This window comes from Aureispira anguillae (assembly GCF_026000115.1).
In the GTDB taxonomy this organism is placed as follows: Bacteria; Bacteroidota; Bacteroidia; order Chitinophagales; family Saprospiraceae; genus Aureispira; species Aureispira anguillae.
Map to the genome: position 1 here is coordinate 3,105,955 of NZ_AP026867.1, position 14,125 is coordinate 3,120,079.

Here is a 14,125-nt window from a genome sequence, read left to right on the forward strand (position 1 = left end):
CTACCAACACAGTTCTATCCCTGTTACGTATTTAGAGTTTTTGGTGCTTCTAAATGGAAAAAATTGTGAAATTCGATCGGCTTCTGATTCGAACTCTTGTTCGTATTTCACTTCCAAAATATACACATTCGGTTCGTACTGTTGGTGTTTCCTAAATTGATTGGTAGTTCTCATAGATGCATAGGAGAGCTCCCAATCAATCGTTACTCTAAACTTTTGATCTCTAGTACCAAAATAAGCTCGTTTGTAGGAATTTTGCAAGGTTGGCTGCAATAAGGCATAGGTACCACTCAAGCGATTAACTTCTTCACTTAGGGGTTTTAAATTATCAAAAGAAAAAGTAGCTACCTCATAAATTGTTTTTGTTCCAACATTATTTCTGCGATGCTTTAGTTCCAGTTTAGGGGATTCTATTAACAGGGGATTCCAGCCGTACCAACGAACTCGATATTTGTCTCGATTGGCAATGCCCATCACATTCTCTTTGTAGGTGGTTAGATTAGGTGTATCAAAATAAATGTTATTAATTTGACGATCTGGGTATATTTTGAAGAGTCCAGCAGGATGCATTCGAATTGTTTGTAGAATAACATTGAGGTGTACTCCTTCTATCCTATATTTTCGCTCGTAACGCATCAGATAATTAGATCGGGTTGATCGATAATAGAAATATAGGTCTGTTCTGACAATGCTAAAACAGCATCTTTTACTGTTTGTACTTCCTCTATAGATCCTGTCTTGCAAATAAAACTTAAATCTAAGCCCTTATTGGGAGTGGCATCTAGACGTTTTAGCTCAACGGCAGCAAAAGATTGTTCTAACAAGGTATGAATTTGGACAAGATCTGATAAATCAGTAGTTATATTAATGTAGAAACGGTCTTCTTCTTTAAAAGCAGGACTGCTTGACATTCGTTTGCTGAGGTATAAAAACAATAAGATAAAAGCCACTACAATAATTGCAATCAATGGTTGATCGGCTCCTGTTGCTAGTCCTACACCAATTGTCAAAAACAAATAGGTCAATTCTTCTGGGTCCTTGATGGCTGCCCTAAAACGCACAATAGACAACGCCCCTACCAAGCCCAAAGAAAGCGCTACAGAAGGTTTTACAATCACCATAATTGACATCGTAGTTAGTGCCAAGGGGACAAAATTCGCTGCAAAACGTCCTCGATTAGAAACCGCATTACCAAAACGAATATAAAAGTTAGACACTGCCATTGCTAATAGTGTGCAAACAATCAAATTAATAACAAAACTTAAGGGGTGGATAATATCTTTCAGGTTAATAAAATATCCCGATAGGTGATTGATAAATTCTTGCATAAGTTTACTAAAAATAGCTAGATTCTAAATCCTAAGATAAGATTTGTTATTGCTTCATATGAACGTCCATTTGTGGAAATGGTATGGATATTCCTTCTTTGTCAAATGCTTTTTTGACGTATTCCTGCATAAAATAAAACGCCTCCCAATAGTCGGTTCCTCTTGTCCATACCCACACTGCTAAATCTACAGAACTATCGTTTAGTTTCTCAACCAATACTTGATGTTCTTGCCCTTCTTGGTGGACTAAAAATGGACAACCTTTAATAACAGACCAAATCACTTCACGAGCTTTGTCAATATCATCTTCGTAACCAATCCCAAAGGTCAAATCAACTCTAATAATCCCTGCGCCTGTAATATTTTCAACAATTTCACTGGTTAATATAGAGTTAGGGATAACGATTAATCGTCGATGGATGGTTTTTAGAATGGTATTAAAAATTTGTATTTCTTGGACAATTCCGATATTGTCTCCAATACTAATCATATCCCCTGTTCGAAAGGGCTTAAAAAACAAAATTAGGATTCCACTGGCAAAGTTGCTTAAAGAACCCTGCAATGCTAAACCCACCGCAAAACCTGCTGCGGCCAACATAGCAACAAAGGAAGTTGTTTCTATCCCCAACAAATCAATAGCACTAATAGAAACCACTAATTTTAGCAACAAGCCTAATAGGGTAATAATAAAAGGTCTTAAATCTTCATCAAATTTATTGGAACGCATTATTTTATCCAACAAACTCATGGACTTGTTAATCAACTTAAATCCAAAATAGAACACGACCAACCCCAACACAAATTTAGGCGCATATTCTATTAACATTCCCCCAAACTTCGCCCACAACTCCTCTGCATTAATATCAAACATTATGTAATTCTTTATATTTTTATGGTTCCTATAAAATCTTGTAAAAGGTCAAATTTATCACAAAATTTTCCAAAGAACAACTTTTATTTACACCTCAATAATAATTTAACCTAAACGGTTTCCGATTCTTTTTTAGCAGGCTCTACCTTTACTACTTCTGCGGCTTCTTTTTCTTTTTGTTTCTTCATAAAATCCCTTATAAATTTACGCCCCACAATCAGCAAAAATGCTAGACCTCCTCCTACAACAATACCAACCAACATATGCAAAAATGGGTTGGGAACAGCCTTGGACAAAGGATACAAAGGAGGGTCAATAACAGACATTGAAGGAGTTTGTTTTTGGCTTTCAAAAGAGACCCAAGCAGCTTCTTTGTTGGCAACAGCAGCAAAATAAGACTGAGTTGCTTGTTTTAAATCTGTGGATAAAAATTGAGTTTCAATCAAGGTATTATTTCGACCTTGCGCCTCTGCACTATGTGTATTTACATATTCAATGTATCGTTCTTCTGCTGCACTCAATTTCCCCCTGAGTTGTTTCATCCGCTCCTCTGCCATCTCATAAAACCGCTTTTTTTGCTCCAAAGCCTCTTCACTATAATATCGATCTAGCTCTTGATACAAAGCCGTAATCAATTCATAAGAAAAATCTTCAGAGGTCGAAACAACTTTTAAATGCATAATCCCTCCCGAAGTAGATTCTAAAATCAAATGATTCCGCACAATCAAGTTGTGTACATACATCAAAAGATAATTGGCTTTTCTATTATAAGGGTCAATAGAATCGGATTCAAAATAAAAATCATCTTTTGCTTGAGGATCATCTGCCCCTCTCTTGTAATAAAAGTTCTTTAGGTAGTGATTAATTAAAAAATCTTCTTCAGGAGTCTCTTCATCTTTTAATGTGATTTTATGAAATAAAACTCTAAGGTTAATTTTTCGTGTAATCAGAATTTCTTGCAATCGCTTAAAACTCACGTTTGCCTCTGGTTTGGCAGAACTACCAAATAAACTAGCAATGTTTTGTTGATTTTCTGTTGCTAATTTATTGACCGTAAAGGAAAAATTGGCTGTATAAGTTGTTGGCGTGCTCAATTTTCGATCTCGCATATATTTACCAAAAAAGATGGCAAAAATAACAATGAGCCAAGAGTATTTAATGACTTCAAAAAAATACTCCTTACCAATTTTAAGCATATCTGCTATACTCAATTGGTTTTCTTCCGACAGGGTTGTTTCTCTTTCTAAATTATCCATAACCTACTGCTTTGGGGGGTTCATGGCTCGAACAATTGCATAAATAGAAAGTGCAGAAACAGCTAATGCCAATGTATCTGTGATAATTTTATACCAATTAACAGGTTTTCTTTCTTTCTTTATTTTCTTTTCTTTTGCTCCTACATAAACCATGGCTCCCTTTTCGACTTTAGGATAAACCTTAAAAAACAAAAAGTGTCTAGTTTTTTTAACCATTCCATTGGCATATCGTACATAAACCAAACGCTGTCTTCCGCCCTGTTTCCAATCAATCCCTGCACCATATTCTTTGATGTAAAAATTAGCTCGTTTTCCTACATGAAACGGAATGTTAACCTTTCTAGGATTCTGGATTTCTTTTTTGTAGACCTCCAATAAAATTTCCTTTTTCTCAATCTCTGTTTCTGCCTTCTCAAGCTCTAAGTCTAATTCTCTCGTTGCAATTTCTGCGTTTTCTTTTACTGCTGGATGGTTGATTTTTCCTGCAATAGAAACCAAGTCTTTTAGTTTAGGAATACGAATAATATCGCCTGCTCTTAAGACATAATTGAACCTAGAATTTTCGCCTTCCTTTTCAAGGAGTTCCAAATCTAATAACACCAATCCGTCTCCTTGACGCATCAATTTAGCTCCTTTAAGAAAAGCAATATTCGTCCAGCCACCAGCACGTTTAATCAAGTCCCAAACCCGTTCATCATCATTGGACATCGTATAAGTTCCAGGCCACATAATTTCTCCGTGTATTCTAACATTTTTAGGCGCTTCAAAATCTTTTGAGGTACGAACAAAAATCTGGTCATAAGGCTCCAGAAAAAAAGCATCCGCTCCCTTTACTTTCAAACTGTCTTCTACGCTACCAATTTCTAAGGTTTTAAAGACAACATAAGTACGGTTGCCAGTAGCGTCCAATGTTAATCTAGAAATTTCAATATGACTATTAGAAGCCTCCCTTTTAAGTCCATTTGCCATGTATAAAACATCTGAAAGCACTAAATTATCACTAAATTCAAAAGAGCCTGTTTTTCGTACAGCACCGTATATTTTTATATTGTACTTATCAATAAACTCAGATTTGTATTTGACCTCAATTTCATCAAAAGGGTTTAAGATTTTGTTCTCTGCTGAAGTAGGGTCATCCAACAACTCATGGACATTGATAGGGATATAATCTAAAGACAAATCTTCTCTTAACCGCTTGACATAGATTCGTTCCATTACCGCAGAGCGAATAATTCCCGATTTCATTAAAACATCATAAATTGTTGTGTTGGCTTCCAACTCATAAGTCCCTGGCAACTTAACCGCTCCTTTCACGGTAATATAATTGGCATAAGCCTGTTTGATTGGATTAACATTGATTCGATCGCCATCTTTCAAGTCAAAGTTCTTTCCCCTGCGCACCAGCTCCGCTAAGTTTACATCGATTAATTTTTCTTCATCATTTTCATAACGAATAATTTGGATGTTTCTTCGGTAAGCATCTGGGCGTAGCCCTCCTGCATAATCTATCAATTCAATTAAGTTCTCTTTTTCAATCAGCTCATAAAAAAACGGCCGTTCAACAGCTCCCTCAATTTCAACAACACGCCCAGCAAGGGGTACATTGATATAATCGTTGTTGTGCAAAAAGAATTCATCTGCAATATTAGGATTGTTCATAAACTTATACACATCCAATGTACGAGTTTTCATTTGAGAAGAATAAACCTTAATCATCCGAACACTTCCAATTTGAGAGGGACCACCAGAAGCAACCAAAGCATTAAAAGCGGTATTAACCGCTGGAATCGTATAAGACCCAGGATTAAAAACCTCCCCTGTAATATTGATCGTCAAACTCCTAGAATAATTTAACTCTATAGAAACCTGAGAGTTCTTGATATTCATATGGTTTTCTAATCGCTCTATAATTGCTTTTTTTGCCTCGGCAAATTTCATTTCTTTGATGTACAATCTAGGCACATGAATCCCCCGTTGAGGATTGGTCAAATTAATAAAACCTTCCTCATCAATAGCAACACTAGAACTGTAATCGGTTGCTCCCCAAACCGTAATCGCTAGCTCATCCCCAATTCCTAACAAATAACTATCAATGGCCTTAATATCTCTAGATCGAGTAAATAAAGACACGCTTTGATCCCTAAAAAACTGCTGCCCCCATATTTTAGCATCAGGTAATTGGGACTGTCTCAAATCAAATTTGATTTTGCGTTCTTCATCCTCTTTATCTTCTCCATTATCGGCATTCTCATCAACATCGGTATCATTCGTTTTGGTATCGCCCTTATCCGTATCTCCCTTTGTTGAACTTTCATTATTATTCCCTTTGTCCAATACTTTTTGAACGTTAGGATCAATAATAGGTCCCTCAGGTGTACTAGGGGTAACAGAAGGCGGTTCTTGAGCAAAACAAATTTGAACAAAAAGAATAGCAACCAGTGTAAAGAATAATCTAGTAGGGTGAAATTTCATATGCTAGCTGTTTGAAGGCTATGTACTCTGTAAAGTTCGCTGGAGTTTGCCAAAAGACTTGCTTTCCCCTAAAGGCTCAACGAAGCTAATGATTAGATATTTACTTTACAGCATTACTTTGTTAAAAAAAAAATCGTATAATTTTGATCCTCAGAAAAATAGGCCTTTGTTAGCCAAAACATTAAAAAACTGATTATCAAATTCATACATAAGCACTAGTACACTAATTAGCTACGCCACGTAGTAGCAACGCAGTTACCACGTAGTAGCAACGCAGTTAATCAGCGGAGTATTTTTACTCAAAATTAGAGTTTAATCCTCGTACTGTGTTTCGTAATATTTTTGATACGTTCCAGACGTAACATTGTTTAACCAAGTCTCATTTGCCAAATACCATTTCACAGATGCTCTTAGTCCCTCTTGAAAAGTAACAGAAGGCTCCCAATTTAGTTCTTTAGCAATTTTGGTAGCATCAATCGCATAACGACGATCATGCCCTTGTCTATCCTTTACAAAAGTAATTAACTTTCTAGAAGTTCCTGCTGCTTTCCCCAATTCTTCATCCATAATATCGCACAATAACTCTACCAAGTCGATGTTCTTCCACTCATTATGTCCACCAATGTTGTAGGTTTCGCCCAACACTCCCTTGTGGTAAATGGTATCAATAGCTGTAGCATGATCGTTGACCCAAAGCCAGTCTCTAGTGTATTTTCCATCACCATAAATTGGCAATGCTTTCCCTTCTTTTATATTATTAATACACAACGGAATTAATTTTTCGGGAAATTGGTGCGAGCCATAATTATTGGAACAATTGGATAAGACAACAGGCAAGCCGTAAGTATGGAAATAAGCACGAACCAAATGATCGGAACTAGCTTTTGAAGCAGAATAAGGCGAACGTGGATCATAAGATGTTTCTTCTGTAAATAAGCCTGTTTCGCCAAGTGTTCCATAAACCTCATCGGTTGAAATATGATAGAACCGCTTATTTTCCATCTTCCCTTCCCATGCTTCACGAGCAGCAAACAATAAATTGATTGTTCCTACTATATTCGTTTCAACAAACGCAATTGGATTCGTAATAGAACGATCTACATGAGACTCTGCCGCTAAATGAATAACACCATCAAAGTTATATTGCTCAAATAATGCTTGTATAAATTGGCGATCTACAATATCTCCTTTTACAAAGGTATAATTAGGTTTACCATCAATATCTGAAAGGTTCTCCAAATTCCCTGCATAGGTTAGTTTATCTAAGTTGACAATATGAGTATCAGGATATTTTTCTACAAATAAACGCACAACATGAGAGCCTATAAACCCTGCCCCTCCTGTAATCAATATAGTTTGCTTCATTTTATTTACTATCTTATTTCATTCTTATTAAAGTTCTTTATAATACGCTTTAGTAAAGTCTCAAAAATAAGCGCTCGATTTAGCTAATCTTTTTGTTCTTTACTTCACCTCATTCTTAACGCTCATTTTTTGCTAATGAACCTATTATTCCTAGCAATTATGTCGCTGTGGCAGGCACTACTTTTTTGAAATACTCATACGTTCTACGGATTCCTTCTGCTCGGTCAACTCTTGGCTCCCATCCCAATACTTCCTTGGCTTTTGTAATATCTGGACGACGTCTTTTCGGATCGTTTACAGGCAAGGGGTGATAAGACAAGGTACCATTGCCTACCAAATCCAATACTTCTTCTGCAAATTCACCAATGGTAATCTCATCTGGATTCCCAATATTAACAGGCATAGAACAATCGCTTAACAACAAACGATAAATTCCTTCTACCAAATCATCTACATAACAAAAAGAACGTGTTTGAGAACCATCACCAAAAATAGTTAACTCCTTACCCTGAATAGCTTGTGAGAAAAAAGCAGGCAATACACGCCCATCGTCTACTCGCATACGTGGTCCATAGGTGTTAAAAATTCGAACAATACGCGTTTCCAAACCATGATAAGTATTATAAGCCATTGTAATCGCTTCCTGAAAACGCTTTGCTTCATCGTAAACACCTCTTGGTCCAATGGGATTTACATTGCCCCAATAATCTTCTGTTTGTGGATGTACCAATGGATCGCCATAGACTTCAGATGTCGAAGCAACCAAAATTCTAGCGTTTTTAGCCTTTGCCAATCCCAACAAATTATGAGTTCCAAGAGAGCCCACTTTTAAGGTTTGGATAGGAATACGCAAATAGTCAATTGGACTAGCTGGAGAAGCAAAATGAAGGATGTAATCCAAATCACCAGACACATGAACAAACTTGCTTACATCATGATGATAAAATTCAAATTGTGGCAACTTAAAAAGGTGTTCTAAGTTATCCATGCTACCTGTAATCAAATTATCCATTCCAATTACATGACAGCCCTCTGCTATAAATCGATCGCACAAATGAGATCCTAAAAAACCTGCCGCCCCTGTTATTAATACCCGTTTCATGTTTGTTTTAATTTATTTCTTTTTTACGTTGAATATAAAGAATTAGATTTTCAACATCTTCAAAGCTATCCCTCAAAGACTTTATATCTAATAATTCAATCATTGCTGGAGCATTCTTTAGCTTCCCATATTTTTGTTTCTTACCTCTTCTATTCTTATAATATCGTCCCAATAATACTTTTAAGGTATCACTTGGCTTATCAATATCTTTAATTGCGATGCCTTGCAAAGATTTATCTTCCTTTAACGCTATAGTTGGCTTTTGTCGAATTAAATTTTCTAACGTTCCAAATTTCTCCAAAACATCCAACTGAGATAAAATCCAAGCTTCCATCTCTCTAACCATAAAAAATACTTGCTGGCTATTATTTGCCAAACCAAATTCTTCTAATTTGGATATTTTCCCTTTATGCTTATAAACATCTAGCAATAAAACTGCTGCTTCTCCTCGCTTAATCGATTCCTTAAAAAAAACAGCCGCTTGTTTCTCTCCACTCCCCATTTCTATTTTTAAATCAAAATCTTCAACGGCAAAAATCTGTCGAAAAAGTTTATTAAATCCCTCTCTCAAACGATTACTATTATTTATAGTAGCAGCAGGAATATTAGCGTGGGGCAATACACCTCCTTCCATATAAATAGTTACACTTACCATCTTTTACCCCCAATTTGACCATTTAGCCATAATTGTCCTACTAAATAGTCGTCGTTCCATTCTGCAAAATCCTCTTCAGTTTTTCTAAGGACTTTAGTTTGATTCTTTTCATCTTTCTCAAAGATCAAAATATCTTCCAAATCAAAAGCATTGAGCAATAATGGAGAATGCGTAGCAATAAATAACTGTGTATCCTTTGAGGCATGCTTGATCGAATCCGAAACGGTATTAATCATATCTGGATGCAAGCCTGTTTCGGGCTCATCGATACAAATTGCTTTCCCCCTATTGGGATTGTAAAAAATGGCTAAAAATAACAAGTAACGCAAGGTACCATCCGAAAGGTGTTCAATGGAAATCGCATTTGCTAAATTCTTTTCTCGTAATAATAAATAGCTCTTTGAACCAAATAAGTTAAAGGTAATGTCTTTAAAATTAGGATTAATATCCCCTAATAGTTTTTCTATTTTCTCATATTCTAAAGAATGATTGTTCTTTAGCTTTTGGATAATCGAATTTAAATTTTCACCTGTTGGAAGTAACTTTTCTTCTGTTCCAAAAATACTAGGCTGACGAATGACGCTATTAGATGCCGTGCTGAAATAATCGTAAATGGATAGTTTTTCAATGGCATCTTTTAAAGCTGTGTATAAATTAATATTACGGTCAATTTGTCGCAAAATTAACTCCGATCCTGAAAAAGAATAAGGTATTTTTTCGTTTGGATAATCAATTAGTTCCCCGCTTTCTGCTTCAGCATCTAATAACAAAAGTAATTTACCTTTATTATTGTGCATTGCAATAAATTCCGATGGAGCTAATGCTCCATTTTTAGAAATTAAACGTTCTTCAAAATAATAACCAGTTGCCCCTAATCTATGTATTTTTATTTCATAAGTACTATCATAACGATCATTCGTCCAATCCTCTTCCTTCTCTCCTTGGTATTCTAATACATTAAAACTAAAAACATAACTCAACTTGATATAATCCTTCTTTCCTCCACAAACATTAGCAACATTAGCAAAGCCCCCCCATTCTTGCAAGAAAGTTTTTTCAAAGCCTTGTCCAGCAACTGCCTCATGCAACAAACGAATAGCCTTTAAGAAATTAGACTTTCCACTTCCATTAATACCCACCAAGATATTAACATCAGGATTAAGCGCTATGGTAGTAGACGCTCCAAAAGAAAAGAAATTTTCTAAGGTAACTCGTTTTAACATATTTGTTATAAATTTTAAGTTAGCGGTGCTATATTGTTTAACGCTACGATTCTTGCTTTATGGCAACATTAATGTCCAAACGACCAATGCTCATATAAGTCAATCCAGCTCCTTTGACCACATCCAAATCATATAGATTTCTGCCATCAAAAATCACAGCATCGGTCAATTGTTGTTTTAGTTCTCCAAAGTCGGGCGTTCTAAACTCATTCCATTCCGTCATAATTGCCAAACAATCTGCATTTTTGGTCGCATCATATTTAGAATTTACAAAGGTAATTTTATCTCCATAAATTGCTTTGACGTTTTCCATTGCCTCAGGATCAAATGCTTGAACGGTTGCTCCAGCCGCTAACAATTGTTCAATTGCTTCCAAAGCAGGTGCTTCACGAATGTCATCTGTATTGGGTTTAAAAGCCAATCCCCACATAGCAACTACCTTGCCTTCAAGATTTCCATCGTAATAAGCGTTCATCTTTTCGACCAAGCGCAATTTTTGTTTTTGATTAACCTCCATGACAGATTTTAGAATCTGAAAATCATATCCATAATCGCCAGCCGTTTTAGCCAGTGCCTTTACATCCTTAGGAAAACAGCTACCACCATAACCAATTCCAGCAAACAAGAAACGCTTACCAATTCTTCCATCTGCTCCCATTCCTCTTCTTACATTGTCTACATTAGCCCCTACCAATTCGCAAAGGTTCGCAATTTCATTCATAAATGAAATACGAGTTGCCAAATAAGAATTGGCGGCATATTTAGTTACTTCGGCAGAACGCTCATCCATAAAGAAAATAGGATTTCCTTGACGAACAAAAGGTTGATACAAACGTTCCATTACTTGGCGAGCACGATCAGAAGACGTTCCAATAACAACTCTATCAGGTTTCAAGAAATCATCTACAGCAACTCCCTCTCTCAAAAATTCAGGATTAGAGACTACATCAAATAAATCATGGTCTAAATTTTGGGCAAGAAGCGCTTCTACTTTCTCAGCTGTTCCAACAGGTACCGTACTTTTGTCAACAATTACCGTGTATTTTGTAATCATCGTACTCAATTGCTTGGCAACCCCAAGAACATAAGACAAATCTGCTGAGCCATCTGCCCCTGGAGGAGTAGGTAAAGCTAAAAATATGATTTCTGCCGTTTCAACTGCTTCAGCCAAGTTGGTTGTAAAGGTTAAACGACCATTATTGGTGTTTCGCTCAAACAAAACAGACAAACCAGGCTCAAAAATAGGAATAATTCCAGATTTCATTTTGGCAACTTTTGCCGCATCAATATCAACACAAACAACTTGGTTTCCTGTTTCAGCAAAACAAGTTCCTGTAACCAACCCCACATATCCTGTTCCTATGATTGTTATATTCATTATTTCTTATTTAATTAGTTTATAGTTTATGGACTTATCAGCGCTATTAAAAGGTCATTATTCTATATTTTTTATTCAAGAAATTTACCAGTTAAATATAAGGATAATGCTTTTATTTTTAACTCTTAGTTACGAACTTGGCAAAGATACATTTTTAATATTGAGAATAAAAAATTACAGGTTATTAGATTATGACTCTTTTCCCCTATTTATGAATTGTTTGGTTTCACGCTCAAACACTAAAAGTACTTTGAAGTACAAAGTAAAATATTTTATTTTATAAACGCAACTTTTATTTTGCTTATTGCCCATTTCTCTTTAATATTTTTGATACTTTTATTCCAACGTACCAATAAAATTCGTTGACTTATTTTTCACTATAACAAATCAAAACCTTATCCTTTTTTGTTATAGATTACGCCAACTATAAATTAGGTAAAAAACATTAATTATAACTATGAAAAATACAGAAATAGCAACATTTGGAGCAGGTTGTTTTTGGTGTACAGAGGCTATGTTTCAAGATTTAAAAGGAGTACATAAAGTCGCCTCAGGATATTCTGGCGGTCATGTAGATCAGCCAACTTACAAAGAAGTTTGTACAGGAACAACAGGACATGCTGAAGTGTTGCAGATCCATTTTGATCCTACTATAATTTCTTACCAAGAACTATTGGAAGCGCTTTGGTATGCTCATGACCCCACTCAACTCAATCGCCAAGGCAACGATATTGGCACACAGTATCGCTCTGCTATTTATTATCACAACGAAGCCCAAAAAAATGCAGCGGAAGCATCTAAACAGGCAGCAGCAACACTATTTAGCCAACCTATTGTAACGGAAATCACTGCCTTTAGTCAATTTTATCCAGCAGAAGATTACCACACCGATTACTTTAACCTTCATGGAGAAAATCCCTATTGCAGTGCTGTTGTTGGACCAAAAGTCAAGAAATTTCGCCAGAAATTTGCGACTAAACTGAAATCATAATTAGCCAAACTACGCCATAAAAGGCATTTACCATATTATGCTAGAAAAAATAAAAGCGCTCGAAAAATTAGCCAATCCTCTAGAACCTACTGCTTCTGAACGCAAAAAAATGCGAACAGCCGTTGTTGATTATAGCGAACAGTTTTTAGAAAACATCAAGACACTAAAAGCCTACGAAGTAACGCCAGATAAAGGAAAAAAAGTATGGGACTTTCCCATTAGTGAAACGGGCATCGGTTTGGAAAAAGCAATTGAACTCATTCAAAACAATGTAGATCGTCCTGGCCTTAATCCTGCTTCGGGAGGGCATATTGCCTATATTCCTGGTGGCGGGATTTACCCTGCGTCCTTAGGCGATTATTTAGCAGATATTACCAATCGCTATGCAGGGGTATTCTATGGTAGTCCTGGAGCTGTCCGCATAGAGAATCTATTGCTGCGTTGGATGTGTGATTTGTTTGGTTTTCCAGCAGAAGCTGGGGGCAACTTGACTTCTGGAGGCTCTATTGCTAATCTCATTGCTGTAACAACGGCAAGAGACCACAAACAATTAAAATCCAAAGATTTTGAGCGAGTTGTTATTTATTCTACCGCACAGGTTCATCATTGTACTCGAAAAGCGATTAAGATTAGCGGTCTTTATGAAGCGATTCAACGCAATATTCCAATGGATCAAAATTTTAGAATGGATGCGCAAGCTTTAGCAACAACCATTGCTGAGGATAAAAAAGCAGGGCTGATCCCTTTTCTTGTGATTGCATCTGCTGGAACAACCGATACAGGAGCTATCGACCCCCTAAATGCGATTGCCGATATTTGTGAAGCTCAAAACCTGTGGTTTCATGTGGATGGAGCCTACGGAGGATTTTTTATTCTTTCGGAAGAAGTGAATGCCCAACTAAAGGGTATAGAACGAGCAGATTCTATCGTTATTGACCCACACAAAGGTTTATTTTTGCCTTATGGCAGTGGTGCCGTATTGGTTCGAAATGCCAAATGGCTCTACGATTCTCAACATATGGAGGCTAATTATTTGCAGGATGCCTTTGATGATATAGAAGAACTTTCTCCTGCTGATTTATCTCCTGAACTAACCAAACCATTTCGGGGATTGCGCATGTGGCTCCCTTTGCAACTTTTTGGAGTGGCTCCCTTTAGAGCCTGTTTGAGTGAGAAAATTTGGCTCTGTCGTTATTTTTATGAAGCGGTGCAAAAAATCGAAGGTTTTGAGGTAGGATGCTATCCCGATTTGTCCGTAATGACCTATCGCTATGTGCCCAAAACAGGAGATGCCAACGCTTACAATCTAGCACTAACCAATCGAGTAAAAGAAGAGGGAACGGTATTCATTTCTTCTACTACCATTGATGGACTGGTTTATTTACGCTTGGCTGTGCTTTCTTTTAGAACGCATTTAGATACCATTAATCAGCTTTTGCAGGTACTTCGTACGTTGACTGAGAATGAGCCTTGCTAATTGCTTG

The 14,125-nt window shown here is 36.5% G+C and carries 12 protein-coding genes; 2 read left to right on the top strand and 10 right to left on the bottom strand.

What is annotated here, in order from left to right; genetic code table 11:
• From AsAng_RS12060 to AsAng_RS12105, 10 genes are all read right to left on the bottom strand, one after another.
• Nucleotides 1–636 (bottom strand): polyphosphate polymerase domain-containing protein, encoded by a 636-nt coding sequence (locus AsAng_RS12060; protein ID WP_264793042.1) that lies wholly within the window; start codon nucleotides 634–636, stop codon nucleotides 1–3.
• The gene (locus AsAng_RS12065; protein ID WP_264793043.1) at nucleotides 636–1,328 is read right to left on the bottom strand and encodes a DUF4956 domain-containing protein; all 693 of its coding nucleotides are present in this window, start codon (nucleotides 1,326–1,328) and stop codon (nucleotides 636–638) included. The genes AsAng_RS12060 and AsAng_RS12065 overlap by 1 nt, the downstream gene beginning before the upstream one ends.
• Nucleotides 1,329–1,374: 46 nt before the next feature.
• Nucleotides 1,375–2,199: a mechanosensitive ion channel family protein gene (locus tag AsAng_RS12070; RefSeq protein WP_264793044.1), complete on the bottom strand. Its 825-nt coding sequence runs from the start codon at nucleotides 2,197–2,199 to the stop codon at nucleotides 1,375–1,377.
• A gap of 110 nt (nucleotides 2,200–2,309) precedes the next feature.
• Nucleotides 2,310–3,455, bottom strand: coding sequence for a GumC domain-containing protein (locus tag AsAng_RS12075; protein WP_264793045.1), 1,146 nt, complete (start codon nucleotides 3,453–3,455; stop codon nucleotides 2,310–2,312).
• A gap of 3 nt (nucleotides 3,456–3,458) precedes the next feature.
• Nucleotides 3,459–5,927 carry an SLBB domain-containing protein gene (locus AsAng_RS12080; protein ID WP_264793046.1) on the bottom strand — a complete coding sequence of 823 codons (2,469 nt, stop codon included), beginning with the start codon at nucleotides 5,925–5,927 and terminating at the stop codon, nucleotides 3,459–3,461.
• A gap of 312 nt (nucleotides 5,928–6,239) precedes the next feature.
• Entirely contained in the window at nucleotides 6,240–7,292 is a 1,053-nt protein-coding gene (rfbB, locus tag AsAng_RS12085) for a dTDP-glucose 4,6-dehydratase (protein WP_264793047.1), read from the bottom strand.
• A gap of 157 nt (nucleotides 7,293–7,449) precedes the next feature.
• Complete coding sequence (locus AsAng_RS12090; protein ID WP_264793048.1) at nucleotides 7,450–8,394, bottom strand: UDP-glucuronic acid decarboxylase family protein; 945 nt, start codon at nucleotides 8,392–8,394, stop codon at nucleotides 7,450–7,452.
• Nucleotides 8,395–8,401: 7 nt separating this feature from the next.
• Complete coding sequence (locus AsAng_RS12095; protein WP_264793049.1) at nucleotides 8,402–9,049, bottom strand: DUF4276 family protein; 648 nt, start codon at nucleotides 9,047–9,049, stop codon at nucleotides 8,402–8,404.
• A complete protein-coding gene (locus AsAng_RS12100; RefSeq protein WP_264793050.1) occupies nucleotides 9,043–10,272 on the bottom strand; it encodes an AAA family ATPase in 1,230 nt (409 codons plus the stop codon). Before AsAng_RS12100 ends, AsAng_RS12095 begins: the two co-directional genes overlap by 7 nt.
• 43 nt (nucleotides 10,273–10,315) lie before the next feature.
• Entirely contained in the window at nucleotides 10,316–11,650 is a 1,335-nt protein-coding gene (locus tag AsAng_RS12105; protein WP_264793051.1) for a UDP-glucose dehydrogenase family protein, read from the bottom strand.
• A gap of 457 nt (nucleotides 11,651–12,107) precedes the next feature.
• On the opposite strand from AsAng_RS12105, the gene msrA reads away from it, so the two are divergent.
• Both msrA and AsAng_RS12115 read left to right on the top strand, forming a co-directional pair.
• Nucleotides 12,108–12,641 carry a peptide-methionine (S)-S-oxide reductase MsrA gene (gene msrA / locus AsAng_RS12110; protein ID WP_264793052.1) on the top strand — a complete coding sequence of 178 codons (534 nt, stop codon included), beginning with the start codon at nucleotides 12,108–12,110 and terminating at the stop codon, nucleotides 12,639–12,641.
• Nucleotides 12,642–12,678: 37 nt separating this feature from the next.
• A complete protein-coding gene (locus AsAng_RS12115) occupies nucleotides 12,679–14,118 on the top strand; it encodes a pyridoxal phosphate-dependent decarboxylase family protein (RefSeq protein ID WP_264793053.1) in 1,440 nt (479 codons plus the stop codon).
• Nucleotides 14,119–14,125: the final 7 nt, after the last annotated feature.

What these genes read in the sequence shown, in the direction of transcription:
- AsAng_RS12105 (WP_264793051.1), bottom strand. Translation starts at nt 11,650, where the DNA reads ATGAATATAACAATCATAGGAACAGGATATGTGGGGTTGGTTACAGGA.
- AsAng_RS12065 (WP_264793043.1), bottom strand. Translation starts at nt 1,328, where the DNA reads ATGCAAGAATTTATCAATCACCTATCGGGATATTTTATTAACCTGAAA.
- rfbB (WP_264793047.1), bottom strand. Translation starts at nt 7,292, where the DNA reads ATGAAGCAAACTATATTGATTACAGGAGGGGCAGGGTTTATAGGCTCT.
- AsAng_RS12060 (WP_264793042.1), bottom strand. Translation starts at nt 636, where the DNA reads ATGCGTTACGAGCGAAAATATAGGATAGAAGGAGTACACCTCAATGTT.
- msrA (WP_264793052.1), top strand. Translation starts at nt 12,108, where the DNA reads ATGAAAAATACAGAAATAGCAACATTTGGAGCAGGTTGTTTTTGGTGT.
- AsAng_RS12100 (WP_264793050.1), bottom strand. Translation starts at nt 10,272, where the DNA reads ATGTTAAAACGAGTTACCTTAGAAAATTTCTTTTCTTTTGGAGCGTCT.
- AsAng_RS12090 (WP_264793048.1), bottom strand. Translation starts at nt 8,394, where the DNA reads ATGAAACGGGTATTAATAACAGGGGCGGCAGGTTTTTTAGGATCTCAT.
- AsAng_RS12075 (WP_264793045.1), bottom strand. Translation starts at nt 3,455, where the DNA reads ATGGATAATTTAGAAAGAGAAACAACCCTGTCGGAAGAAAACCAATTG.
- AsAng_RS12070 (WP_264793044.1), bottom strand. Translation starts at nt 2,199, where the DNA reads ATGTTTGATATTAATGCAGAGGAGTTGTGGGCGAAGTTTGGGGGAATG.
- AsAng_RS12095 (WP_264793049.1), bottom strand. Translation starts at nt 9,049, where the DNA reads ATGGTAAGTGTAACTATTTATATGGAAGGAGGTGTATTGCCCCACGCT.
- AsAng_RS12115 (WP_264793053.1), top strand. Translation starts at nt 12,679, where the DNA reads ATGCTAGAAAAAATAAAAGCGCTCGAAAAATTAGCCAATCCTCTAGAA.
- AsAng_RS12080 (WP_264793046.1), bottom strand. Translation starts at nt 5,927, where the DNA reads ATGAAATTTCACCCTACTAGATTATTCTTTACACTGGTTGCTATTCTT.